24 protein-coding genes are annotated in these 23,451 nt (G+C 66.2%); 8 read left to right on the top strand and 16 right to left on the bottom strand.

Translation table 11 applies throughout. The features are described from left to right. The 5 genes from VF649_RS05120 to VF649_RS05140 all read right to left on the bottom strand — a co-directional run. The coding region (locus VF649_RS05120; RefSeq protein ID WP_331010882.1) for a TonB-dependent receptor plug domain-containing protein at window positions 1-1,042 on the bottom strand (1,042 nt) is incomplete at its 3' end. A gap of 178 nt (window positions 1,043-1,220) precedes the next feature. After that, window positions 1,221-2,159 carry a LysR family transcriptional regulator gene (locus tag VF649_RS05125; protein WP_331010883.1) on the bottom strand — a complete coding sequence of 313 codons (939 nt, stop codon included), beginning with the start codon at window positions 2,157-2,159 and terminating at the stop codon, window positions 1,221-1,223. A gap of 59 nt (window positions 2,160-2,218) precedes the next feature. Continuing rightward, entirely contained in the window at window positions 2,219-3,007 is a 789-nt protein-coding gene (locus VF649_RS05130; RefSeq protein ID WP_331010884.1) for an SDR family oxidoreductase, read from the bottom strand. Beyond that, on the bottom strand, window positions 3,004-3,486 hold the full coding sequence (locus VF649_RS05135; protein ID WP_331010885.1) for a cupin domain-containing protein: 483 nt from the start codon (window positions 3,484-3,486) through the stop codon (window positions 3,004-3,006). Before VF649_RS05135 ends, VF649_RS05130 begins: the two co-directional genes overlap by 4 nt. A 194-nt stretch (window positions 3,487-3,680) precedes the next feature. Further along, entirely contained in the window at window positions 3,681-4,421 is a 741-nt protein-coding gene (locus VF649_RS05140; RefSeq protein WP_331010886.1) for a Crp/Fnr family transcriptional regulator, read from the bottom strand. A 253-nt stretch (window positions 4,422-4,674) separates the two neighbouring features. Here VF649_RS05140 and VF649_RS05145 point away from each other — a divergent pair, with 253 nt between their 5' ends. From VF649_RS05145 to VF649_RS05155, 3 genes are read left to right on the top strand one after another with little or no spacing between them, the layout of a single operon-like run. Next, window positions 4,675-5,430 (top strand): Crp/Fnr family transcriptional regulator, encoded by a 756-nt coding sequence (locus VF649_RS05145; protein WP_331010887.1) that lies wholly within the window; start codon window positions 4,675-4,677, stop codon window positions 5,428-5,430. Between the two features lie 12 nt (window positions 5,431-5,442). Next, window positions 5,443-5,628, top strand: a complete 186-nt coding sequence (locus VF649_RS05150; protein ID WP_331010888.1) for a hypothetical protein — start codon at window positions 5,443-5,445, stop codon at window positions 5,626-5,628. Window positions 5,629-5,688: 60 nt separating this feature from the next. Next, a complete protein-coding gene (locus VF649_RS05155) occupies window positions 5,689-5,997 on the top strand; it encodes a hypothetical protein (RefSeq protein WP_331010889.1) in 309 nt (102 codons plus the stop codon). 10 nt (window positions 5,998-6,007) lie between these two features. Here the strand turns inward: VF649_RS05155 and VF649_RS05160 are convergent, their stop codons facing one another. Together VF649_RS05160 and VF649_RS05165 are read right to left on the bottom strand one after the other, a co-directional pair. Next, the gene (locus VF649_RS05160; RefSeq protein ID WP_331010890.1) at window positions 6,008-7,096 is read right to left on the bottom strand and encodes a glycosyltransferase family 1 protein; all 1,089 of its coding nucleotides are present in this window, start codon (window positions 7,094-7,096) and stop codon (window positions 6,008-6,010) included. After that, a complete protein-coding gene (locus VF649_RS05165) occupies window positions 7,093-7,962 on the bottom strand; it encodes a UDP-2,3-diacylglucosamine diphosphatase (RefSeq protein WP_414713643.1) in 870 nt (289 codons plus the stop codon). The genes VF649_RS05160 and VF649_RS05165 overlap by 4 nt, the downstream gene beginning before the upstream one ends. Before the next feature lie 268 nt (window positions 7,963-8,230). On the opposite strand from VF649_RS05165, the gene VF649_RS05170 reads away from it, so the two are divergent. Together VF649_RS05170 and VF649_RS05175 are read left to right on the top strand one after the other, a co-directional pair. Continuing rightward, entirely contained in the window at window positions 8,231-8,899 is a 669-nt protein-coding gene (locus tag VF649_RS05170) for a class I SAM-dependent methyltransferase (protein WP_331010892.1), read from the top strand. A 19-nt stretch (window positions 8,900-8,918) separates the two neighbouring features. After that, a complete protein-coding gene (locus tag VF649_RS05175) occupies window positions 8,919-9,527 on the top strand; it encodes a hypothetical protein (protein ID WP_331010893.1) in 609 nt (202 codons plus the stop codon). 1 nt (window position 9,528) lies between these two features. Here VF649_RS05175 and VF649_RS05180 read toward each other — a convergent pair whose 3' ends face one another. Then, the gene (locus VF649_RS05180; RefSeq protein ID WP_331010894.1) at window positions 9,529-11,193 is read right to left on the bottom strand and encodes an aminotransferase class III-fold pyridoxal phosphate-dependent enzyme; all 1,665 of its coding nucleotides are present in this window, start codon (window positions 11,191-11,193) and stop codon (window positions 9,529-9,531) included. A gap of 35 nt (window positions 11,194-11,228) precedes the next feature. Here VF649_RS05180 and asd point away from each other — a divergent pair, with 35 nt between their 5' ends. Then, on the top strand, window positions 11,229-12,098 hold the full coding sequence (gene asd, locus VF649_RS05185; RefSeq protein WP_331010895.1) for an archaetidylserine decarboxylase: 870 nt from the start codon (window positions 11,229-11,231) through the stop codon (window positions 12,096-12,098). 12 nt (window positions 12,099-12,110) lie between these two features. Here asd and VF649_RS05190 read toward each other — a convergent pair whose 3' ends face one another. The 4 genes from VF649_RS05190 to VF649_RS05205 form a co-directional block, all read right to left on the bottom strand. Beyond that, the gene (locus VF649_RS05190) at window positions 12,111-14,051 is read right to left on the bottom strand and encodes an alpha/beta hydrolase family protein (protein ID WP_331010896.1); all 1,941 of its coding nucleotides are present in this window, start codon (window positions 14,049-14,051) and stop codon (window positions 12,111-12,113) included. Window positions 14,052-14,121: 70 nt separating this feature from the next. Beyond that, on the bottom strand, window positions 14,122-15,585 hold the full coding sequence (locus VF649_RS05195) for a mannitol dehydrogenase family protein (protein ID WP_331010897.1): 1,464 nt from the start codon (window positions 15,583-15,585) through the stop codon (window positions 14,122-14,124). Further along, window positions 15,582-16,748, bottom strand: coding sequence for a mannonate dehydratase (uxuA, locus tag VF649_RS05200; protein WP_331010898.1), 1,167 nt, complete (start codon window positions 16,746-16,748; stop codon window positions 15,582-15,584). The genes VF649_RS05195 and uxuA overlap by 4 nt, the downstream gene beginning before the upstream one ends. Before the next feature lie 243 nt (window positions 16,749-16,991). Continuing rightward, window positions 16,992-17,780: a FadR/GntR family transcriptional regulator gene (locus VF649_RS05205; protein WP_331010899.1), complete on the bottom strand. Its 789-nt coding sequence runs from the start codon at window positions 17,778-17,780 to the stop codon at window positions 16,992-16,994. A 114-nt stretch (window positions 17,781-17,894) separates the two neighbouring features. On the opposite strand from VF649_RS05205, the gene VF649_RS05210 reads away from it, so the two are divergent. Then, a complete protein-coding gene (locus VF649_RS05210; RefSeq protein WP_331010900.1) occupies window positions 17,895-18,797 on the top strand; it encodes a sugar kinase in 903 nt (300 codons plus the stop codon). A gap of 57 nt (window positions 18,798-18,854) precedes the next feature. On the opposite strand, the gene VF649_RS05215 is transcribed toward VF649_RS05210, so the two are convergent. From VF649_RS05215 to purS, 3 genes are all read right to left on the bottom strand, one after another. Continuing rightward, a complete protein-coding gene (locus VF649_RS05215; RefSeq protein ID WP_331010901.1) occupies window positions 18,855-20,831 on the bottom strand; it encodes a DUF4394 domain-containing protein in 1,977 nt (658 codons plus the stop codon). 144 nt (window positions 20,832-20,975) lie between these two features. Then, the gene (gene purQ / locus VF649_RS05220) at window positions 20,976-21,635 is read right to left on the bottom strand and encodes a phosphoribosylformylglycinamidine synthase subunit PurQ (protein ID WP_331010902.1); all 660 of its coding nucleotides are present in this window, start codon (window positions 21,633-21,635) and stop codon (window positions 20,976-20,978) included. A gap of 4 nt (window positions 21,636-21,639) precedes the next feature. Beyond that, on the bottom strand, window positions 21,640-21,870 hold the full coding sequence (gene purS, locus VF649_RS05225) for a phosphoribosylformylglycinamidine synthase subunit PurS (protein WP_331010903.1): 231 nt from the start codon (window positions 21,868-21,870) through the stop codon (window positions 21,640-21,642). Window positions 21,871-22,004: 134 nt separating this feature from the next. On the opposite strand from purS, the gene VF649_RS05230 reads away from it, so the two are divergent. Continuing rightward, entirely contained in the window at window positions 22,005-22,646 is a 642-nt protein-coding gene (locus VF649_RS05230) for a DUF1345 domain-containing protein (RefSeq protein ID WP_414713641.1), read from the top strand. 45 nt (window positions 22,647-22,691) lie between these two features. On the opposite strand, the gene VF649_RS05235 is transcribed toward VF649_RS05230, so the two are convergent. Beyond that, window positions 22,692-23,396, bottom strand: a complete 705-nt coding sequence (locus tag VF649_RS05235) for a cytochrome c family protein (protein WP_331010905.1) — start codon at window positions 23,394-23,396, stop codon at window positions 22,692-22,694. Window positions 23,397-23,451: the final 55 nt, after the last annotated feature.

Raw genomic sequence — 23,451 nt, forward strand, 5'->3', positions numbered from 1 at the left:
TCCCGGTGTCGAGCGAGATATCGCCGGCCAGCCCCCAATAGTGATTGTCGAGAAACGGCGTGCGCAGTGGTGCCGGGTTGATGAAGCTGCCGGGGATGACCTGCTGCGCGAAAAAGGCGCGCGCGGCGGGCGAAAGAAGACCGGTATAGGGACCGAGATTGGACGGCTGGAACGTGTAATTGGCAGGGGACGTTGCAGTCGCAGGAGTCCCCGGCGAAAATTGTTCGATACCGATATAGCTTGAACCCGGGCCGAAGCCGCCCTGGTGCGAATAGTCGGCGGAGATCCGTACCGACAGAGTGTCGGTCGGTTCGACAAGCAGTTGCGCGCGCACCGCCTGCCCCTTCTCGTCGGAGGTGCCATCGTCATTGTAACCGTCGCGGTCGACGATCTTGCCGGCGACGCGCAATGCAGCACGGCTGCCGATCGGGACGTTCGTCGCGGCTTCGATGTCGCGCGCATCATAATTGCCATATCCGAGCTGCACGGCGGTAGAGGTGACGCCAAGTTTCGGGCGCGCCGGGATGACGTTGATGGCGCCGCCGGTCGCGTTGCGCCCGTACAGGGTGCCCTGCGGTCCTTTCAGCACCTCGATCCGGTCGAGATCGAAGAAGGTACCGGTGGTGGAGGTCGGGCGGCCGAGATAGACGCCGTCGAGATTGAACGCGACCGCCGGATCCGAATAGCCGTTGTTGGTGAAATTGCCGACGCCGCGCACGAAGAAGGTGGCGTTGGCGCCGCCGCCCTGCTGCACCGTCAGCGACGGCACTGCCGCGTTCAGCGTGGCCGCCGTCACCACGCCGGTGGCCGCAAGGTCGCTGGCCGAGACGACATCCACCGCAACCGCCGCCCGTTGCAGGCTTTCCGAGCGGCGTTGCGCCGTGATGATGATGTCGCTCAACCCCGTTTCATCCTGCGGTGCCGGCTGAGCGGCATTGCCGGTGACGGTCGGGGGAACGGGACTGGCGGTTTGTGCATGGGATGCCGTCGCCGTTGCCAGCGCGGTCAGCCCAATTGACGCGATCATCGTGGTACGTCCCATCTCGAACATCCTCTCCTTGCGCCGATGTGACCGGCTTCTGGGCAAAGGGTGGAGCGACCGTGATCATCAGGGAAGACGTTTGTTTTGATCGTTATCGATCCAGAAATGTAATGGGAGGTCGGGTGTGACGGCGGCGCCGCATCGTGAAGCGTGAAGCGTGAAGCGTGAAGCGGCGCGACTATCCGCTGGTCTGGGATGAAGGATAGATGGACGCGATCGGCGACGCGTGCTTGCAGATCTGTTCGCGTAGCCAGATCAGACCGGGATCCTGGGCGCGCGCCGGATGGCACTGGATCACTTCGCGCATGACCGGGAAGTCGAACGGGATCGGCGCGATCGCGAGCGGATGATGTTGTGCCATCATCCGCGCGAGCCGCTCGTGCATCAGCGAGATCCGGGGCGTGCCGACCAGCAGCCATGGCACGATGGTGAAAGAGGATACGATCATATCGATCTGCCGGCGTTTGCCGAGCCTGTTCATCTCGCGGTCGCCGAATACGAGCGTGCGTTGCGCACCGATCGCCACCTGGATGTGACTGGCGCCGAGGAACGCGTCCTCATCCAGTTCGGTGGCGAACAGCGGGTTGTCGCGCCACCCCACCACCACATGCTGTTCATCCAGAAGATGGTCGGCCGGCAGATCCCGCGCGATATAGCCGTCGGGCGTCACCAACAGATCGATCATGCCCTGTTCCAGCTGGCCATGGCTGGTTTCGTCATTGAGCAGCAGTTCGATGCGGACATGCGGCGCAAGTGTCGCGAGCGACTGCGCAAGCGGAACGAACAGCGCCGTCGCGATATAGTCCGAGCATGACAGGCGAAAGGTCCGGTGCGACGACTGCGGATCGAAGCGGGTCGACGTCGCAATCAGGCTTTCGACCGCACGCAGGCTGTCGCGGACCTGCGGCAGCAGGCTTTCGGCGTGCGCGGTGGGCAGCATCCGCTTGCCATACGCCACCAGGATCTCGTCCTCGAAATAGTCGCGCAATCGTTTCAACGCGGAACTGATGGCCGGCTGGCTGAGATTCATCGCCTCCGCGGTCCGCGACACACTGCGCGTCCGCATCAGCGTGTCGAAGACGCTCAGCAGGTTGAGATCAAGACCCTTGAACCGCATGTCGCATTCCGATGGACGACCTTCGCAATGTTCGCGCAGCGCGACGTGCGGTGCCGGACTCAGTTGCCATCGGAGATGGTGGTGCCGCCATCGGCAACCAGATTATGCCCGGTGACGAACCCCGCGGCGTCGCTGGCCAGGTACAGGATGGAGGCCGCGATTTCGCCCGCTTCGCCGGCCCGCCGCAGCGGAGTCAACCCGATCCGCCGCGGCAGATAATGGGGATCCTCCAGGATCGGGCGTGCGAACGGCGTGGCGATCAACCCTGGTGAAATCGTGTTGACCCGTACGCCCTGCGGTCCCCATTCGACGGCCAGGTTGCGTGCAAGCTGCGCCAAGCCGGCCTTGGCGATGCCGTACAGGCCGATGGCCTTGTTGCCGCGCAAGCCCGCGATGCTGGCGACCAGTACGATGCTGCCGCCGCCCCGCGCCGCCATGGCGGGTGCCAGCGCGCCCGTCAGCGTGAGCGCGCTGTAGAGGTTGACGGCAAACAACCGCTCGATCGCAGCGGCACTGGCGGTTCCGAGCGGCCCGACATGCCCCTCGATCCCGCCGTTGCAGACGAGAATGTCGATCGGCCCCGCCGCGCCCGCCATGGCGTGAACCGCCGCCTGATCGGCGAGGTCGGCGGGCAGCGCACGGCCGTGCAGTTCCTCCGCCAGCGCAGCGCAGCGATCGCCCTCGTTGCTTGTGAGCACGAGGCTGGCGCCCGCCCGCGCGAACAGTCGGGCGGCGGCCTCACCAATGCCGCCGGTCGCCCCGGTGATCAACGCGGTTCTGCCGTCCAGGCGAAAGGGGTCGATCACTTCGCCGGGCCGCGCTGCGTCGTTCAGAATGCGGTCGTTCATGGGTGCACCTCCTCCATCACGCGACCATCGCAGACGATGGGGGCGGCCTCGATCAGGACGAACGCGATCCGGCAGGGCGTATCCGGCGAAGGATTATGCCACAGGTGGTTGGTTCCGCGTTGCACGACCACGTCGCCGGCCTTCAGCGCGATTCGGTCGCCACCGTCGAGCACGAGTTCGAGCGCGCCAGACAGGACGATGCCGTAGTCGATCGAGAAACTGCGGTGCATCGGCGATGTCCGGCCCGGCAGCAGATCCACCATGCGGAACACGGATCCGCCGGAGAGGGTCAGGCCCGCCTCGTCCCGCCCGTCATGATCGCCGTTCATGTCGGCGGGAACGGTCGGCGTGGCCCAGACAAACCGGAACGCGGCGTCGCCGCTTGCGATCGTCTGTGGTTCGAGCATGTCGATGCTCCGCACCACCGAATTGCCTTTCGCGTCATGAGTGGTGACGACACGCTGGAATCCAGGCTCCACGCTTCTTCCTCTCCGCTGAGATCAAGCTGCATCGGTACGGCCCGAGCCGGTAGCGTGCAACGTCGCCGGAGATCATAATCGGACCAAGAAGCCGACCAGCGCCGGGTGTCGGGCTGCGACGGGCAGCCGGAGGCCACCGGACCCGGCGTCGGACCGGACGACCAAAGGCCTGAATTATCAGAGGTCCCGCTGGCTCAGGATGGCAGGGTCGGCGATCGTCCGAAGGGACCGATCAACCGTCGGTATTCCGCTTCGGGCGCTCCGTAGGAACTGCCCGCAATCTCTTCGAGGCGGGCGCGGTCGAGGACCGTCACCAGTCCGCGCCTAGCCTGGATCGCGCGGGTGCCCTCCAGCTGGTGCAGCGTCACGGTGACGGAGGACCGCCGGACCGCCAGCATGATCGCCATGAATTCATGGGTGAGTTCCAGTTCGTCCCCGCGGATCCGATCGTGGCACATCAACAACCAGCGGGCGAGCCGTTCGGCCAAGGCATAATGCGCGTTGGACGCGGCCGTCTGCGCCGCCTGGATGATCGCGGTCTGGACGAACCGCAGCAGCACCGCCTGCAGATCCGAGCTTTGCCGACAGGCGATGTCAAGCGCCGCGGCCTCGATCCGCAACGCGGTTCCACCGCCGATCTGCATGAGGGCGCGTGCCGGGGTCTGACCGGCGCGCAGGATGACGGGAATGCCGCACAATCCTTCATCGCCGAAGATGCCGACCTCGATCTCGTCCCCATCCTCCTCGACCGCGATCATCGAACCGACGCCGCCTTCGAGGAAATAGACATGTTCGATCGGCGTATCGGCTTCGATCAGCACCTGTCGCAAGGTGAGGGGAACGCGCTGCAGGTCGGGCTGGAGAAGTGCGAAATCCTCGGAAGTCAGTGCATTCAGCAGGCGATTGGATGTATAGGATTGACTAGGCAGCGGCATTGGAACCCTCCCGATCTTGTGGTCGCCGCAACCGGTGATGCCGGTGCGCGTCAGATCGCTAATGCTGACAATAATAGTCCGGTCGGACTTTCGTGCCAATCAATATGGCGACGATAATATATGTTAGTAACACGCCGGGCGAGTGTCGCCTGCTGCACCCAACTTCAACTTTTCATGTGCGATGGAGAACATATGGATTAACGGGGGGTTAAGCAGCCATAGTGGTTGTGTTTTTATTGCAGGAGTATCCAGCATGACGCAGGACCTTGCCCTTCTGGTCAACCGGCTAGAGCAGCGTCGGCCCCTGGCGCCGCAGGATCGGGAGGCGGTACTGGCACTGCCCTACCAGATCCGCACGATCGCGCATGCGCGGCAGGTCGTGCGGCAGGGGGAACGCAGGGGTGAGTTCTATCTCGTCCTGTCCGGGCTGATCCACCAGCACCGCATCCTGAGCGATGGATCGAGACAGATCACGTCGCTGCATGTGCAAGGTGATATCCTCTGCCTGGAAGACGAGAAGACCGCGTTGAAGTGCGGGGTCGAGAGCATCGGCGAAAGCCAGGTCGCGGTGATCGGGGTGGCGGCGTTCGACCGGCTGTTCGACGCCAGCGCCAGCCTCGCGCGCGCGATCTGGGCAGAGACGTTGGCGGTGGCGTCGCATTACCGGGAGTGGCTCGTCAATCTCGGGCGGCGGAACGCGCGCGAGCGCATCCTGCATCTGCTTTGCGAATTGGGCGTGCGTCTCGAAGCGGCAGGGATTTCGGGCCGCGACCGGTATCAGGTGCCGCTGACGCAGGAACAGATTGGCGACATCACCGGCCTGACGCCGATCCACGTCAACCGGGTGCTGCAGTCGTTGGGGAAAGATGGCGTGATCCGGCGCGATCGCCGCATGATCGTCATCACCGATTGGCCACAGGCTGCGGACATGGCGGGGTTCGATTCGAGCCATATGCAGACGAAGGTGGCGGAAGCCCGCGTGCAGCCCGCAATCTGGCGCGCGGCATGAAGGGACGCCATGATGATCGATCACGACCGTCGTTATTTTCGGGAACGCGCCGAGGCCGAGCTGGATCTGGCACGTCGTGCGACCCATCCGGCCGCGCTGAGAGCGCATCAGGTGCTGGCCGGTTTCTATCTGGACCGGGTGCATAATCCGATCGGCGGTGACGCGGAATCCGGCGGCATCCTGGTCGCCCGCCAATGACCGGCCGGAACTTCCGCCTGCGATCGGCGCTGTGGGATCGGTCCGATCAAGGAGAATGACATGGCGACCAGCCTGACAGCGCGTTTCAACACGCGGCGTGAAGCGGAGATGACGGTCGAGCGTCTGGTGCAGGAACAGGGCATCGATCGCAGCGACATCTTCATCACCGCCGACGATGCGGACAATAGCGCGGGCGAGGCCCTGGCCGGATCCGACACCGAAGCCGGCGCGCCGAGCCCGGAAGATCGGGGCGACGCAGCGCTCAACGGCCGTGTCGCGGTGTCGGTCGACCTGCAGGATGATGCGCGGGTGGCCGACGTGCGGGCGGCTTTTTCCGAATTTCACGCCGACAGCGTGTCCGCCCGCTGAACCAAGACCGTCAGCGCAGCACGGCCTCCGCCGCGGCCGTGCTGCGCGGGGGCGAGGCCGCCATGATCGGTCGCGGCGAGAGACCGGCCACGAATTGGTCGGTGGAGGAGGCCCAGGAAAAGGCCTGCGCATAGGCGGCGCAGGTGTCGCGATCGACCGACAAGGCGCGGGTGATCGCCGCATCGAGATCGTCGTCCAGCGCACCGACCGATCGATCGCCGCCCATGATGCCCCGGCCATCGCGGCCGATGATGTCGAGCGGGCCGGGCACCGGGAAGGCGGCAACGGGAACGCCGCTCGCCAGTGCCTCGATCATCACCAGGCCAAAGGTGTCGGTGCGGCTGGGAAAGACCAGTACATCGGCGGCGCGGTAGGCGGCGGCCAGCGCCGCCCCGTGCAGGGCACCCAGGAACAGGGCGTCCGGATGGGCGGCGCGCAGGTCCGGCAGGGCAGGACCGTCGCCGACGATCAGCTTCGTGCCCGGGCGATCGACCGCGAGGAAGGGGGCAATGTTCTTTTCCGCGGCGACGCGCCCGACGCACAGCATCAGCGGGCGGGGCAGCGCGTCCAACCCGGAGAGTTGCGCCCCGTCGGGTTGGAAGAGGGTGAGGTCGACGCCGCGCGACCAGCGGTGGGTCTGGTGCAGCCCGCGACCCTGCAGTTCCCGTTCCAGCCTTTCGGTCGCCGCGAAGATGCGGGCGGCGGGGGCGTGGAAGCGGCGTAGCACCGGCCAGAACCAATCGGCGGGCATGCCGGTCCGGATCGCGACATAATCCGGAAAGCGGGTGTGGAACGAGGTGGTGAACAGGACGGCGCGATCCCGGCACCAGCGGCGTGCGGCCCAGCCCAGCGGGCCTTCGGTGGCGATATGGACGGCATCGGGATCGGCGGCGGACAGGCGCCGCGCCACGCCGCGTCCGCAGCCGAGCGCCAGCCGGATTTCGGGATAGCTGGGGCACGGGACGGTCCGGAACTGATCAGGAGTGAGCAGCGTCAGCGCGTGCCCGCGATCGCGGAGTTCGGCCGCGGTGGTCTGCAGCGTGCGGACGACGCCGTTGACTTGCGGGGTCCAGGCGTCGCTGACCAGCGCGATCCTCATGCCGCGATCTCCGCGCGCGTGGCCTCCGCCCGCTTGGCCGACAGCGCGGCGCGGGCATGCTCGTGCCAGTCGAGGATTTCCATGCGGCCGTCGGCATGCTCCACCAGTGCGGTACAGCTTTCGACCCAATCGCCGTCATTATAATAGGTGATATCACCGAACGTACGGATTTCGGCGGTGTGGATGTGACCACAGACCACGCCGTCGACCGTGCGATCGGCGGCGGCATGGGCAACGGTTTCCTCGAACCGCGAGATGAACTGGACCGCATTCTTCACGCGGCGCTTGGCGTAGGTGGACAAGGACCAATAGGGCAGTTCCAGCCGCCGGCGGATCGCGTTGTAGATGCCGTTCGCCTTCAGCAGGATCGTGTAGGCGGAGTCGCCGAGGAAGGCGAGCCAGCGTGCATAGAGCACGACCGCATCGAACGCATCGCCATGGACGATCAGCAGGCGGCGGCCGTCCGCGGTGACGTGGATGTCCTCCATCAGCAGTTCGACACCGCCGAAGTCCAGGCCGACATAATCGCGGAACGCCTCGTCATGATTGCCGGGGATATAGACGACGCGCGTGCCGCGCGCGGCCTTTTTCAGGATGCAGCGCACGACGTCATTATGCGCCTGCGGCCAGTACCACCCTTTCTTGATCTGCCACCCGTCGACGATGTCGCCGACCAGATACAGCGTGTCGCATTCGGTGGTGTGCAGGAAATCGAGCAGCAGGCCGGCATTGCAGCCCGGCGTGCCGAGATGGAAATCGGATACGAAGATGGTGCGATATCGGAGTCGGGGTTCGGGCGCCGTCGGACCATCGCCGCCGGACAACCAGTCCGGAAGCGAACGGCGGCCATCCTTGCGGCCACCCATGGTGATTTCGGTGTGCAGGCGCGCCGCAAGATCGACATCGGAAGACATGCCCCAGTCCCCATGTTTGGAAGCGACCACTTGGCCGCTATGACCCTGAGCACCGCAATATAGATCAAGAAAGGCAGTCGTGCTTCACATGGGTGACAGGCATGTCATCGATCATGCTTAATAGCGTTATCGACCGGCAATATAAATGTCACGCTTTGCCGCCACGGTTGTTCGGTACATGGACGTCATCAACGGCCCTGTCCCGCCCATGTGGAGGATTATGGATCAGGATCTTGATCGCCGGATCGTCGCCCGCGCCTATGACCGCTGGGCGCCGATCTATGACATCATCTTCGGCCCGGTGTTCCGGCGCGGGCGCCGCGCCGCGATCGTCGAGGCGGAAAAGCTGGGCGGCCGCATCCTGGAGGTCGGGGTGGGGACGGGCATATCGCTGCCGGATTATGCCCCCGAAAGCCGGCTGGTCGGGATCGACATTTCCGAGGAGATGCTGGAGCGGGCCCGTCACCGGGTGAACGGGCTTGGCCTGCACAACGTCGAGGCGATCCGGGTGATGGATGCCGAGGCGCTGGACTTCCCCGATGGCGCGTTCGACGTCGTCGTCGCCCAATATGTGGTGACCGCCGTGCCGCACCCGGAACGCGCGCTGGACGAGTTCCTGCGCGTCGTGCGGCCGGGCGGCCTGATCGTCATCACGACGCGGATCGGCGCGGAAGGCGGTTTGCGTGGGGGGATCGAGAAGGCGCTGATGCCGATCACCAGTCGGCTTGGCTGGCGCACCGAGTTCGCGTGGAATCGCTATGCGCGGTGGGCGGCGGGGGCGGCCGGCGTCGAACTGGTCGAGCGACGGCCCTTGCCCCCGCTCGGCCATTTCGCGCTGATCTGTTTCCGCCGGGTCGGCGAGGATGCCGGCGCACAGGTCGCGGCGTGACGAACGGGAGAGACGAGCAATGACCGGATTTCGCACGACCCTGCGTGAACAGCGCTGGGACGATCATCGTTATTATCATCATAGCCTGGCCAATCAGGCGCTGCATTTCGTCAGCGCGACGACGTTCCTGTCGGCCTATGTGATCCTGTTCATCGATCCGGCGATCGCCAGCCTGCTCGGCTGGCTGGTGGCGATGACGACGCGGCAATCGGGCCATTTCTTCTTCGAACCGCGCGGCTATGACCATGCCAACCAGGCCAGCCATGCACATAAGGAAGCGATCAAGCTGGGTTACAACCTGTTCCGCAAATGGGTGCTGGTCGGCATCTGGGCGGCGACGCCGATCCCGCTGCTGATCGATCCGACGCTGTTCGGGCTGTTCGTCCCGCATGACGGGCCGGTGACGTTCCTGCGGCATCTGGGGCTGGTGTGGCTGGGGCTGGCGGTGGCGGGCCTCTGCGTCCGGATGGTGCAGCTGTTCTTCCTGCACGATGTCCAGACCGGGCTGGTGTGGGCCACCAAGATCCTGACCGATCCGTTCAACGATTTCCTGCTGTACCGCAAGGCGCCGCTGCGGTTGTTGAAGGGCGAACGCATGGACCAGTCGCTGATCGCGCACGCGCGCTAGATCAGCGACCCCGGCCGAAGCGCGCGGCCAGCGTTTCCCGCAGGATGCGGCGGCGGATCGCCTTGTTCGTCAGGCCGGGTGGCGACCACCACCAGCCGTCCGCCTGCATCGCGCACGCCGCGGCAACGAACCGATCGGCAACGTCGGCGAAGGCGGCATCGTCATAGTCGAGGCTGAAGATCAGACGGCCCGTCCCGACCCAGCTGAGCGCCAGCCCTTCCGCGCGGAGATAATATTGCAGCATCCAGTTGTAGCGCGAGGGACGGGTGTAGAGCACCGTCCAGACCGAGGACATGTTGGCGACCATGACCGGCACGTCGGCATCGCGCAGCCGCCGGTTCAGCAGGGCGGCCCGTTCGTCCCAGCGTGCATCCAGCCCCTCATAGAGCGCCGCAACCGCCGGGCTGTCGAGCCGGTCGAGAAACGCCGCCATCGCACCCATGACATAGGGATGCGCGTTGAACGTGCCGCGTGCGAAGCAGATATCGACGGGGCGGTCGTCCCGGAACCGGCGCATCAGATCGGCCCGGCCGCACAGGACCCCGACCGGCAGGCCGCCGCCCAGCGTCTTGCCATAGGTGATCATGTCGGGCTGCACGCCGAAATACGCGGCCGCGCCGCCACGCGCGAGCCGGAATCCCATGAATACCTCGTCGAAGATCAGCACGATGCCGCGTTCGGTGCAGACCGCGCGCAGCCGGCGCAACCAGTCGGCATAGCCGGCGCGATCGAACCCGGCCTTGCGGCTGCTGTCCACCAGCGCCGAGTCGGAAGGCGCGCCGCTGTTGGGATGCAGCGCCTGCAACGGGTTGACCAGCACGCAGGCGATGTTGGTGCGCGTCGCCAGGACATGCAGCGTGCGTTCCGACATCTCCGCCAGCGTATAGGTGCCGTCGGCGGGCGTGGGATTGCCGATGCCCGGCTGCACATCGCCCCACCAGCCATGATAGGCGCCGCAGAAGCGCACCAGATGCGACCGGCCGCTATGATAGCGGGCGAGGCGGACGGCCTGCATCACGGCTTCGGTACCGGACATGTGGAACGATACTTCGTCCAGCCGGGATATGGCGCGCAGCCGCGCGACATTGTCCTGTACCACCGGGTGATAGGCACCCAGCACCGGGCCAAGCGCCGCGACCCGCGCCGACCCGTCGGCGATGCAGTCGCGGTAAAAGTCATAGCCGAACAGGTTGACGCCGTAGGACCCGGTCAGATCTTGGAAACGATTGCCATCGAGATCAGTGACGACGACGCCGTCCGCCCGATCCAGGAACGCCCCGACCGGCAGCGCGTCGCGCACGACGCGCGCATATTGAAAGGGAACGCGGTAGCGGCTGGTGAATTGCAGGTCGGACAGACCCTCCCGCAGCCGGCTGGTCTGCTCCAGCGTCTTTGCGAAGCGGGTGCGATACTGCGCCGACAGGCGCGCGAAGCCGGTGCGCCGGGCGGTGACGACGGCATCCGGTGCATCGTCCGACGCGAAGAAACGGTCTTCGCCATAATCGTAGAAGGGAATCTGCCCGGCGAGGCGGCGGCCCCAGCGGGCGTGGCCGGCGATCGAGCGATGTTTCGCCCGCGACAGCGCGAGCCGGGGAACGCCGGCGGCCAGCGCCAGCGCCAGCCCTGCTGCGGATCCGAGGCCGTAGCCGAGAAAGGTGATGTTCATGATCCGGTGCGGTACCGGTCACCGGAGAAAGCTTCATGACACTGCGTGAAACGCTGGGCCGCATCGTCGCGCAGGAGGATCTGAACTTCCTGCTCACCAACCGCCTGCCGCGGCGGATGGCGACCACGCTGGTCGGACGGCTGAGCCGGATCGAGCAACCGCTGGTGGCGCGCGCCACCATCGCGACGTGGCGCTATTTCTCCGACGTCGACCTGAGCGACGCGGCGGAGGATCGGTTCCGGAGCATGCACCACTGCTTCACCCGCGCGCTTCGGCCCGGAAGCCGGCCGCCCGATCCTGATCCGGCCATCATCGCCAGCCCCAGCGACGCGATCGTCGGCGCGTGCGGGCCGATCGACGGCGACACCGTGTTGCAGGTGAAGGGGTCGCCCTATCGGATCGGCGAACTGGTTGGCGACGCGGACGTGGCGGCGCCGTTCCGCGACGGCCGCTATGTCACCTTGCGGCTGACGGCGGGCATGTACCACCGGTTCCACGCGCCGCACGATGCGCGGGTCGATTGGGTGCGGTACCTGTCTGGTGACACCTGGAACGTGAACCCGATCGCGCTGCGCCGGGTCGAGCGGCTATTCTGCCGGAACGAGCGTGCCGTGTTGCGGCTGACGCTGACGGACGGGCAGTGGCCCCTGCTGCTGGTGCCGGTGGCGGCGATCCTGGTCGCGGGTATCCGGCTGCATTTCCTGGATACCGAGCGTTTGTTGCGCGCCGGCGGACCGCGCACCGTGCCCTGCGCGGCGACGGTCGTGAAAGGCGAAGAGATGGGCTGGTTCGAGCATGGATCGACCATCCTGATCTTCGCGCCGCCGGGGTTCACGCTCGCGCCCGGCATCGCGGAGGGCAGCCGCATCCGCGCGGGACAGGCGTTGTTGCGGATGCCGGATTGACGCCGGCGTCGATCAGGCGGGATTATGGCGCTTCAGAAAGGCCTCCATCGCCTCCAGGAAGGTCTTGCGATCTTCGGCGCGGCTGAAATGATGGTCGGCCAGCGGCTGTTCGAGATAGTCGACCGGTTTGCCGGCCTTGCGCAGCCTTTGCACCAGGTTGCGGGATTGGCGGACGGGCACCACCCGATCCTTGACCCCGTGGACGATCAGCATCGGGATCGAGAATTGCGCGGGAAAGTTGATGGGCGAGACGCCGGTCAGATCGGGTGCCTGCTTGCGCAGCCAGTCCTTGCTGGCGCCCGAGCCGAGGAAGCGGCCGTTGTAGCGCAGCATGGCGTTCAGATCCGACACGCCGGCATAGGAGATGGCACAGCGATAGAGCGATCCATCACGCTGCGCCGCCCGTTCCACGGCATAACCGCCATAGGAGGCGCCGACCATGCAGACCCGCTTCGGATCCGCGATCCCCTGCGCCGCCAGCGCGGTGACCGCGTCGTTCAGGTCGTCCTGCATGGCGAGGCCCCATTGTCCTTCCCCCTTGGCGGTGAACGGCGTTCCGTAACCGGAGGAGCCGCGATAATTGGGCTGGATGACCGCATAGCCGCGATCAGCCAGAAACTGCGTCCACCAATCCCATTCCTCGGTATCGCGCGCGAACGGACCGCCATGCGGTAGCACGATCAGCGGAAGGTTGGTCCCTCGTGCCTTTGGCAGCGTAAGGATCGCGGCGATTTCCAGCCCGTCGCGGGCCTTGTACCGCAACGTGCGCACCGGATGCAGCCGGCGGTTGCGGAACGCGTCGTTGGTATAGGCAAGATGATCAAGCGCCCCGGCCTTGCGATTGAACAGCAGCAGCAGGCCCGGCGCATCCGGCCCGCCGGCACGCAGGATCGCGGTCTGGTGATCGTCGCTGACCGACACGATGCTGACGCGGGCGCCCTTCACCATCCTGCCGGCCTCCGCCTCCAGCGCGGCGAGATCCGGGTCGATCCACCGCGTCGCGGGACCTTCCTCGTTGATCCGGACGCCCGTCAGACGATCACCGGCCGGATTGCTCAGCAGTCCTGCCAGATCATAGCCCTTGCTCGCTTCCAGCTGTTTGCCGCGTTTCAGGGTGGTCAGTTCGAGTTCGTACAGCACGCTGAACCCGTCGGCGTCATCGGCGATCATCAGCGCCTTCGTCCGGTCCGGAAGGAATAGCGACGGCATGACGACCGGATCATCGCGGGTCTTGGCGCGATCGATGATGCGGAAGGGCTGATCGGCGGCGGGGCGGTAGAGCACCCGCGTGGAGCGGCCATCGTCGCCGTGCCCCACCCCCATCCGGACGGTGCCTTCGCCATCGGCATACCAGTCCCGGACCCCGACCTTTGGAGCCATCACGGTACGGTGGCGGCCGGTGGAGACGTCGAACGCATCGACATGCGGCCAGAAACCGGGATCGTTGGTGTAGATCGACGTCTGATAGGAGAGCAGGATTTTCGGGGTGCCGTCATGGGCGGACCAGATCATGTCATCCGCATTCTGGCCGGCATCTTTCGCGGCCAGAGGCACGACCTTCTTGCCGTCCGCCTTCACGCCCATCGCGCGGGTGACGTACCAGTCGTCGCCTCCGACGACCTGCGTCTGGCCGACACCGACGGTGAGCCAGTCGTCATTCACCCACCGCCACCAGTTGAGATCATTATCCCCCAGCCCAAGCAGCCGCCGGGGGCTGCCGTCCACCGGCAGGATGGCGAAATATTGCGTGCCGTTGATGGCGATGCGGGCGGCGATCAGACTGCCATTGGGGGAAAGCTGCGGGCTTTCGATGGGCGGCAGCTGCGCAAATTCGGCGACCATATGCACGGTCGGCGACGGGGAGGATGCGGAGGTCGGCACCGTCTCCGCGGCCTGCGCCGGCATGGCCACGGCCATGCCGCCAAGCGCCAGTAGCGCGAGGCTCCGTCCCATCATGTCTTCCCCCGGATCTCGTGTCGTCCCAGGGCGCATGCTGATCGAAGCCGCGAACCGCCGCAAGCGTTCAGATTTCGGCGATGGCCGCGGCCGGTCCCTTTTCGAGCCAGCGGCGGAGGGTGGCCGCAAGCGCGGTGGAAAGAAGCGGGCGATCCCGGAAGCCAGCCGGGAACACGCCGGTATCGGTGACGAACCGCAGGGTCAGGCGATCGACGTCGTGGCTGCCATCCGCCCACAGCAGGCGACACCGGTCCGCCAGCGGATCCGAGACGGCATGGGGGCGGCCATCGCCATGATGCCCGCGCATGTGGACGATCCAGGCCGCGACCCCCAGCATGTGGATCGGGCTGTCCAGGCCGGCATCCGCGCGTTCGATGATCGTGGTGAGCCAGCGTTGCGCGATCTTCTGCGACCCGTCGGCCGCAATCTGTTCCAGCCGGTGGCGCAGGTCGACATTGCGGAACCGGTCGAGCAGCGCCGTGCAGTAAGCGGGGATGTCGAGACCCGGTGCCGGCATGATGCTGGGTCCGGATTCCGTGCGCATCATCCGCTGCACCAGGGGGCCGAGCGCGGAATGGGCGACCGCGTCGGCGACATGTTCGAGCCCGAGCGCCAGACCGGCATAGGCAAGCAGCGAATGGCTGCCGTTCAGCAGGCGGAGCTTGGCGGTTTCGAATGGCTGGACATCCTGCACGAATTGCGCGCCGCCAAGCTCCCAACGCGGGCGGGGGCCGGCAAAGCGATCCTCGATCACCCATTGGTGGAAGGGTTCGGTCGTGATCGCGGCAGCGTCGCGCAGCCCGAGTGCGACGGCAACGCCCTCCAGATCGGCCGGCGCGACGGCGGGAACGATCCGGTCGACCATCGTATCGGGATACGTGACCTTGTCCTCCGCCCAGGCGCGCAACCCGGGATCACGCGCATCGAGATATTCGGCCATGAGGCCGCGGAGCAGCCGCCCGTTTCGCGACAGATTGTCGCAGGAGAGAAGCGTGAGCCCGCCCGCCCCGTCGGCGCGCCTGCGGGCGAGGCCCGCCGCGATCAGCCCGAGCGTCGTGGTGGGGGCGCCGCCGCGCAGTTCGGCGGCGATGGCGGGATCGGCATCGGCCAGACCACCAGTCGCGGGCAGGCGGTGATACCCCTTTTCCGTGACGGTCAGCGTGACGATGTGCGTCGCAGGATCGGCCAGGGCGGCAATCGCCGCGTCCGGCGTTTCGGGTGCGACCAGCACGGTCGCGATCGATCCAATCAGGCGGCGGCGCGTGGTGCCGTTCGCGCGTTCGGCAAGCGTATAGAGCCCGTCCTGCGGCACCAGCGCGTCACGGACCTGAGCGGATCGCAGCGACACCCCGGTGATGAGCCAGTCGCGGTCGCCCGCCGCCAGCGCGGCATCGGTATAGACCGCCTGGTGCGCGCGGTGAAAGGCACCGATCCCGAGATGCACGATGCCGCTGCGCTGTCCCGCGCGAACATAGCCGGGCCGCGCGACATCGGCCGGAAGCGCCATGCAGGTCTGCGACGACAGCCTCATCCGTGGGCCGCGGCATAGGCGATGCCGCGTTCCAGACCGCGCAGTTCGGCCAGACCGCGCAGCCGGCCGATCAGGGAGTAGCCGGGATTGGTATCGCGGCCGAGATCGTCGAGCATCTGATGCCCGTGATCGGGGCGCATCGGGATGCTGCGACCGGATGCCGTCGACAGCCTGTGGACGGCGGCCATGACGGCGGCCATGTTCGCGCTGCCTTCCAGATGTGCCGCCTCGTGAAACACGCCGTCGGGTTCGCGTTGGACCGAGCGAAGATGCAGAAAGCCGATGCGGTCGCCCAGTCGTTCGACCATGCCGGGCAGATCATTGTCCGCGCGCACGCCGAGCGAGCCGGTGCAGAAGCACAGCCCGTTCGACGGGTTCGGCACGCGCGCGAACAGGGTGGCGAGATCGGCTTCCGTGCTGACGATCCGCGGCAGGCCGAAGATCGGGAAGGGAGGATCATCGGGATGCACGACCAATTGCAGCCCCAGTTCGTCGGCGACCGGGCATACCGCCTGCAGAAAGGCGATATGGTTGGCGCGCAGCCGGTCGGCATCGACATCGGCATAGGTGCCGATCGCGTCCAGGAATTGCGGAGAGGTGAAGCTTTCCTCGCTGCCCGGCAGGCCGGCGATGATCGTCCGTTCCAGCCGGGTGCGATCCGCGGCGGACATTGCTGCGTAGCGCGCCGATGCCGCCGCGACCATCGATGGCGCATAGTCGCGGTCCGCGCCCGGCCTGCGCAGGATGTGGATGTCGTAGGCTGCGACCGCTTCGGGTTCGAACCGCAAGGCGCGCGCGCCGTCCGGCAGTTCGTAAGCCAGGTCCGTGCGGGTCCAATCCAGCAACGGCATGAAATTATAGGTGACGACGCGGATACCGCCTGCGGCCAGGTTGACGAGACTTTTCCGATAGTCAGCGATCAACATGTCCCAACGCGGGCCACGAATCTTGATGTCTTCGTGGACGGGGAGGCTTTCCACGACGGTCCAGCCGAGACCCGCCGCCTCGATCAGCGCGCGCCGGTCGCAAATCGCGTCCAGTGTCCAGACCGCTCCGTTCGGCACGTCGTGCAAGGCGGTGACGACTTCGGTCGCGCCAGCCTGTCGAATTCCCGCGAGCGATACCGGATCGCCTGGCCCGAACCAGCGCATCGTCTGCGTCATCAACACCCGATCATGTCCCCCCGGAGTTCTGTCAGCTGGCTCGGCGCGTCAGCGCGGGATCACGACCGCGGGGCGGGCGAGGACGGCGACGGGATGCGCATGTGTCCGCAGGGAAATGCCGTCCGATGTTCGCCGCATTGTACCCCGCTCCGCATCCTCAGGTGATCGGGATAACAGAAGCAAAAGTGGACGACCAGAGCAAGCTATTTTGGTATTACCAAAAATGATGCCGCGATGGTCCCGCTACGATGCCGGGCTGGACGAATAGCGCGCGCGTTTGCTGGCGACGAGCTTGCGCGCCTCTTCGACCGCGCGTTCCTCGGTCGTGAACAGCAGATGATCCATCACGGCCGACAGATGCGCCCGCATGGTGGCGCGTGCCGCGATCGGATCATGCCCCCGCAACGCGAGCACGATCGCACTATGTTCCGCCACGACCGGCCGGATCTTCGCACTGCGCGCCTTGTCATGCAGCAGCGCGCATTCGGGAGAGGTGGAGCGCAGGCGCCACAGATCCTCGATCGTCCGCGCGATGCCCGCATTCCGGGTCGCGCGCGCAATCGCGAGATGGAAGGCCTGATCGGCGTCTTCGGTCACGTCGCTGTGCAGATTTTCGGCGGCGATCGCCTCCACCAGCCGATCCAGCGCGTCGAGTTCGTCGTCCGAGATATGGATCGCCGCCAGGGCCGCTGCCTCGCCCTCGAACACCATCCGAGCTTCGGTCAATTCGAACGCCGTGATCGCGAATCCGCGCATGTCGTCCTGCGCGGGCAATCGGCGAACAAAGGCGCCGGATCCGACCCGCACCTCGATATAGCCCTGCACCTCCAGCGCGATCAGCGCTTCGCGGACGGCCGGGCGACTGACATTATGTTCGGCCGACAATTCGCGTTCCGCGGGCAGGCGATCGCCAATGCCATATTTGCCCGACGCGAGATCGGCGAACAGCCCGCGTGCCAGGCGCTGATATAATCGCTCGCCGGAAATCGCGTCATCACCGGCGAACGTCACGGCCTTTGGCCTCAACGACATACTGCTCTCCAGCGCGCGGACTTACCAATTGAGTTGCGCTTCCGACGATCTATAACGCGGGTCATGCGAACGCAAACGGACGCACCCTGAAAACATCGTGGAAGAGGGGCGTTGATGGCCCGGATCGTGGTAATCGGCGAAGGCATGATCGAACTGGCCAGTCCGGGCGGTGGCTGGCGGCTGGGTTATGGGGGCGACACGCTGAACACCGCGATCCATCTGGCCCGCTTCGGCCATGACGTCGCCTTTGCCACGGCGCTGGGTTCCGATCCGTTCAGCCGGGATCTGACGATCGCGTGGGAGAAGGAGCGGATCGACACCAGCCTGATCCTGACCGATCCGCACCGGATCGCGGGTCTGTATGCCATCCGGACCGATGCCGCGGGCGAACGCAGCTTCACCTACTGGCGCAGCGACAGCGCCGCGCGACAGCTGTGCGGGTTGCCGGACTGGCGCCGGATCGTGGCGGCGGCGGAAGCGGCGGATATCCTGTGCCTGTCGCTGATCAGCCTGGCGATCCTGCCGCCGGCGGGGCGGGAAACGCTGATGGCGCTGTGTCGGCAGGTGCGGGGTGCGGGCGGCAGGGTCGTGCTGGACGGGAATTACCGCCCGCGATTGTGGGAGAATGTGGACATCGCGCAGGCGGTTCGCACGGCCGCGATCGGCTGTTGCGACATCGGTCTGCCGACGCTGGAGGATGAGGCGGCGCTGTGCGGCACGCCCGATGCCGCGACGGTGGCAGACCAGTGGCGTGCGCTGGGGGCTGGCGAGGTTGTGGTCAAGACCGGATCGGAGGGCTGCCGGATCGACGGGACGACGATCGCACCGCCACAGCGGTTGTCGCCGATCGACACCAGCGGTGCCGGCGATGCTTTCAACGCCGGATATCTGCACGGACGCCTGATCGGTCATGATCGACCGGCATCCGCGATGATCGGCCACCGGTTGGCGGGATGGGTGGTGATGCAACCCGGCGCGGTGCCGGCGCAGGCCGCGGATGCGCCCTACGCCGTCTGAACCCCGGTCGGTCGAAATGGCGGCAGCGCGGCCGCCGCCATTCGCGACCCCAAACGATCAGAGCGCCAGGCGCGCGCCGATCGTGAAGTTGTAGAACTGGCGCTGATTGTCGAATTGCGCATCATAGTCGGCGACCAGCGAGAGCGGGCCGTTTCCGGAAATGTTCAACGCCGCGCCGGCATTGTAGAAATCCTTGTAGAGCGGCGTCGTCACGAAGTTGAACTGCGATCCGATCCCCGGCTGCTGGAAATTCGCCACGATGTTGCGGGCCTGATCCCGGAACTCGTACATATAGCCGCCGCGGACCTGCGGGCGGACGGTGGCGCCGGCAATCTCGAACTTCATGCCGACGCGGGCGCCGACGTTGGAACGGATCGACACCCGGTTCATGTCGTTCGGCAGGACCAGCGCGAAGGCCGCGCCGGGCGCTTCGGAAAAGGCGTTGATCTTCAGATCGGCATAACGGACCTGCGCGAAGGGTTCCAACTCGAACTGGCCGAGCTGGAAGCTGAGCCCGGTTGCCGCGCCGCCGGTGACGATGCGGCCGCCCGTCCGCGCGGTCGTCGATCCCGAGCCGTTGCCGAACGTGATGGTACGGTTCAGTTTCCAATCGAGATCGGTGTAGCTGCCCCAGGCATCGACATAGACCGGGCCGACGCTGGCCGTGCCATAGGCGCCGGCGTACCAGCTCTTGAGCGTGCCATCGGCCAGATTGCCGACCGCCAGGCTGGCATTGGTATTGCTGTAGCCGCCGAACACGCCGAGCGCGACCGTCGGGGTCAGCCGGTAATCGGCCCCGCCCAGGAAATGATATTCGTCGGTCTTGGTACGGTAGCGATCCTGCGCGGCATCGATCTTGCCGAAGCGCCCGCCACCGCTGATCCAGGCGCCGACCCTGCCATTTTCATCCAAAGTCGCCCGGCTGCCGTCGGTGTTGACGGCGTTGCCGCGCAGATCGCGGGTGTAGCGAAGCACGGTCGATTCCTGCGATTCCAGGACGCCGTAGGAGATGTCGGGCAGGTTGGAGAAGGCGGCCGGCGTCAGCGCCTGCAGCAGCGCGGATTGCGCGGCGGGGTTCCCGGTCTGCGCATCGATGCCGTTGAAGATGGCGAGCGTCGCGTCGTTCGGGGTGGTCGTGAAATTGTCGAGCACGGTGCCGACATTCTGCTGGTTCTGGGTCTGGCCCATCGACTGGAACGAGGCGAGTTCGACCGCGAGGCCGTTATAGGTCGTGTTGCCGGAGATCGCGCCGAGTGCCGTGGCAGTGCCGTTGGCGAGATTGACCTGGTAGAGCGAGGTCACCCCGGTGGTGGGATTGGTCAGCGTGGCATAGGCGGTGCCGCTGCGGCTGATGTCGAAGCCGACATTGCCGTTGGAAGCGACGCCGGTGCTGCCGACCGAGAACAACGTGCCGCTGTTCGGACTGACCGTGGCATTGCCCTGTGTCGCGAGGCGCGCGGTGCCGCCGGCCGTGTCGATCACATAGAGCGTGGTGGTCGTCGCGCCGGCGATGTTGTTGGTATAGGCGGCACCGGCCAGGGCGGGGGCCGTGCCCGCACGCGCATCGGTCGCGGCGTATGCCAGCGTGCCGTCGGTCGCGGCCAGCGTACCGTTGGTCTGGTTCAGGCGCAGGTCGGCGCCATTGGCGTTGACGTAGCGGATGCGATCGACGGTCGGATTGAAATCGAGCCCGGCGGCGGCACCGTTGACGTTGGCGGCGGCGGTGATCGGCGAGCCGACCGCCGCAGCGACGCCGGTGCGGCCGTTGATCGAATAGAGCTGGCCCGCATTGTCGAGGGCGTAGAGCAGGCGGGGACTGGCCGGGCGATAGTCGAAACCCTGCAGCACGCGATTGGCGGCGATGCCAGTGATCGCGGTCGTCCGCGTGATCGTGCCGGGCGTGGCGGCATTGACGGACACGAGCGCGTTGGTTCCGGACCGAAGCGTCTGGACCGACTGCGCCGATGCGGTTCCACCAAAGATCGCAAGGCTCGACCCGATCAGCAGCGCCTGTCTCAATTTCGTCGTCGGCATGTCCCACTCCCTCGTGTTCCGCCCATTGGCGGGCTGTGCGAGATACGCGTGGGAAGGCGGCATTGATGCAGCCGGTGCAAATCAGCGCCAATAAAGGTCAGGCTGTGGCCTTTATGCACCACAGACCGGGCCGGCATGCAAAGGTCAGTGAGACAGCAATGCTTCGAACAAGCGCCGGCCATCGGTGCCGCCATGCGCGGGTTCGACCCGACGCTCGGGATGCGGCATCATGCCCAGCACGTTGCCGGCCGGATTGACGATGCCGGCGATGGCGCGCGCCGAGCCGTTGACTGCGCCGGCGTAGCGGAATGCGACCCGGCCCTCCCCCTCCAGCCGATCAAGCGTATCGGCATCGGCGGTATAGTTGCCGTCATGATGCGCGACCGGTACCGTGATGGTTTCACCGAGCTGGTAGCCGCGCAGGAACGGGCTGTCCGCCGCGCCGACCGTCAGATCGACATCGCGACAGACAAAACCGAGCCCGGCGTTGCGCATCAGCGCCCCCGGCAGCAAGCCGGCTTCCGTCAGCACCTGGAAACCATTGCAGACGCCGAAGACGCTGACCCCGCGATCGGCCGCCGCCGCGACGGCGCGCATGATGGGGCTGCGCGCGGCCATCGCGCCCGAGCGCAGATAATCCCCGTACGAAAAGCCGCCGGGCACGCCGACGAGATCGATCCCGTCCGGCAATTCGGTTTCCCGGTGCCAGATCATGACCGGCGCGGTGCCGGTGACGTCGCGCAGCGCCACCGCAAGATCGCGATCGCAATTGGAACCGGGAAAGACGATGACCGCGGTCTTCATGGCGTCAGGCCCGCTCCATCCGGTAGTTTTCGATGACGGTGTTCGCCAGCAGCTTCCGACACATCGCATCGATGTCGGCATCCGTGGTGCCGTCCGCCAGATCGAGTTCGATCAGCTTGCCGACGCGGACATCGTCGACACCGGAAAAGCCGAGCCCCTCCAGCGCGTGCGCGATGGCGCGGCCCTGCGGATCAAGGACGCCGGGTTTCAACGTGACGTGGATACGGGTCTTCATGGCCTGCCTTCGGGCTGGTTTTCGCGCGCTCTATGACGGGGCTGGCGCGCGGGGGCAAGGTGATACCGACTCCCGCAGTGCCCGGCGGCATGGCATGGCGGGTGGGGACGAGCAGGATGACGCAGGAGAAACGCGTGGCGACAGGCATCACCCACCGGATCGCGCCGCCGCGATTCCTGCTGTTCGCGCTGCTCGCGTCGATCGGCGTGCCGGTGGCGGTGATGCTGTTCGGGTGGCGCCTGGGCGTGATGGCGGGATTCGACGTGGCGGGAGCGGGATTCCTGCTGTCCACGATCCCGCTGTTCGGGCGGCAGGTGGACAGTATCCGGCGGTCCGCCCCGAACAACGATGCCAACCGCGTGCTGTTGCTGGCGATCACGGTGGGCGTGATGCTGGTCATTCTGGTCGCGGTCGCGGATGAACTGTCGCAGAAAGGCGCGCCGGAACGCGGGACGGTGCTGCTGATCCTCGCGACGCTGGTCTTGGTCTGGACGTTCAGCAACATGGTCTATGCGCTGCACTACGCGCACCTGTTCTACCTGCCCGACGCGAGCGGTGCGGACCAGGCAGGGTTGGGTTTTCCCGACACCGAAACCCCGGATTATTGGGATTTCCTGTATTTTGCCTGCACGCTGGGCATGACGTTCCAGACATCGGATGTGGAGATCCGGTCACGGCAGATCCGGCGGGTGGTGCTGTTCCACTCGCTGGCGGCCTTCGCGTTCAACCTGGGCGTGGTCGCGTTCAGCATCAACGTGCTGGGCGGAGGCGGATAGACCGGTGACGCCCACCCCCTCCCCCGAGGGGGAGGGGCGTAACACCTATTCCTTTTCCTGCGCGCTGGTGCCGGACGTGGCGGGCGCGGCTTCGCCAGCGACGTTGCCCTTGGGGCTCTTGGCGGCCTGTGCCTCGGTCTGGACCGTGGAGGCGCCGCCTTCCGGCGTGCTGGGCGTACCGGACGTGCCGGCGGCAGGCGGCGCGGCAGCCGCCTCCGCCGGTGCGGCGGGCATCGGCAGCGGACTGTCGCTGGTCGAGTTCAGATAGGCGATGACGTTCGCGCGATCCTCCGGCTTGGACAGGCCCGCAAAGGTCATCTTCGTGCCGGGGGCATAGGCTTTCGGACTGGTCAGCCACTTGTTGAGATTGGACCAGTCCCAAACGCCCGGCACGCCTTTCAGCGCATCGGAATAGGGAAAGCCGGCAACATGGCCGTGCGGCTTGCCGACCGCGCCGTAGAGGTTGGGGCCAACGCCGTTGGGTCCACCCTTTGCATCGGTGTGGCAGGCGGCGCATTTCTTGAAGACCTCCGCACCCTTTTCAGGGCTGGCGGATGCCAGATAGAATTCGATCGGCTTTTCCGCGGCAGCGGCACCTTCGCCGGCCTCCGCCTCGACCCCTTCGACGACATAGCCCATTTTTTCGGGCCGGCCGCCGTGGAAATATTCGCCGGTCACGATCGACAGGCCAAGGGCGGCGATGCCGCCGAAGAGCACCCAGCCCGCGATGGTATTGCCGCGATCGTCCATGCCGTACGAAACTCCCCTGGGTGTGCGCCCCCGGTCGTTTCCGCGCCGGGCCAGC

Origin of the sequence: Sphingomonas sp. (assembly GCF_036387535.1) — a bacterium.
GTDB lineage: Bacteria > Pseudomonadota > Alphaproteobacteria > Sphingomonadales > Sphingomonadaceae > Sphingomonas_R.

Coding starts and splice junctions, on each gene's coding strand:
- VF649_RS05235 (WP_331010905.1), bottom strand. CDS start 23,396: ATGGACGATCGCGGCAATACCATCGCGGGCTGGGTGCTCTTCGGCGGC.
- VF649_RS05170 (WP_331010892.1), top strand. CDS start 8,231: ATGGATCAGGATCTTGATCGCCGGATCGTCGCCCGCGCCTATGACCGC.
- VF649_RS05195 (WP_331010897.1), bottom strand. CDS start 15,585: ATGAGGCTGTCGTCGCAGACCTGCATGGCGCTTCCGGCCGATGTCGCG.
- VF649_RS05210 (WP_331010900.1), top strand. CDS start 17,895: ATGGCCCGGATCGTGGTAATCGGCGAAGGCATGATCGAACTGGCCAGT.
- VF649_RS05160 (WP_331010890.1), bottom strand. CDS start 7,096: ATGAGGATCGCGCTGGTCAGCGACGCCTGGACCCCGCAAGTCAACGGC.
- VF649_RS05140 (WP_331010886.1), bottom strand. CDS start 4,421: ATGCCGCTGCCTAGTCAATCCTATACATCCAATCGCCTGCTGAATGCA.
- purS (WP_331010903.1), bottom strand. CDS start 21,870: ATGAAGACCCGTATCCACGTCACGTTGAAACCCGGCGTCCTTGATCCG.
- VF649_RS05145 (WP_331010887.1), top strand. CDS start 4,675: ATGACGCAGGACCTTGCCCTTCTGGTCAACCGGCTAGAGCAGCGTCGG.
- VF649_RS05165 (WP_414713643.1), bottom strand. CDS start 7,962: ATGGGTGGCCGCAAGGATGGCCGCCGTTCGCTTCCGGACTGGTTGTCC.
- uxuA (WP_331010898.1), bottom strand. CDS start 16,748: ATGACGCAGACGATGCGCTGGTTCGGGCCAGGCGATCCGGTATCGCTC.
- VF649_RS05215 (WP_331010901.1), bottom strand. CDS start 20,831: ATGCCGACGACGAAATTGAGACAGGCGCTGCTGATCGGGTCGAGCCTT.
- VF649_RS05190 (WP_331010896.1), bottom strand. CDS start 14,051: ATGGGACGGAGCCTCGCGCTACTGGCGCTTGGCGGCATGGCCGTGGCC.
- asd (WP_331010895.1), top strand. CDS start 11,229: ATGACACTGCGTGAAACGCTGGGCCGCATCGTCGCGCAGGAGGATCTG.
- VF649_RS05175 (WP_331010893.1), top strand. CDS start 8,919: ATGACCGGATTTCGCACGACCCTGCGTGAACAGCGCTGGGACGATCAT.
- VF649_RS05205 (WP_331010899.1), bottom strand. CDS start 17,780: ATGTCGTTGAGGCCAAAGGCCGTGACGTTCGCCGGTGATGACGCGATT.
- VF649_RS05130 (WP_331010884.1), bottom strand. CDS start 3,007: ATGAACGACCGCATTCTGAACGACGCAGCGCGGCCCGGCGAAGTGATC.
- VF649_RS05125 (WP_331010883.1), bottom strand. CDS start 2,159: ATGCGGTTCAAGGGTCTTGATCTCAACCTGCTGAGCGTCTTCGACACG.
- purQ (WP_331010902.1), bottom strand. CDS start 21,635: ATGAAGACCGCGGTCATCGTCTTTCCCGGTTCCAATTGCGATCGCGAT.
- VF649_RS05150 (WP_331010888.1), top strand. CDS start 5,443: ATGATCGATCACGACCGTCGTTATTTTCGGGAACGCGCCGAGGCCGAG.
- VF649_RS05180 (WP_331010894.1), bottom strand. CDS start 11,193: ATGAACATCACCTTTCTCGGCTACGGCCTCGGATCCGCAGCAGGGCTG.
- VF649_RS05155 (WP_331010889.1), top strand. CDS start 5,689: ATGGCGACCAGCCTGACAGCGCGTTTCAACACGCGGCGTGAAGCGGAG.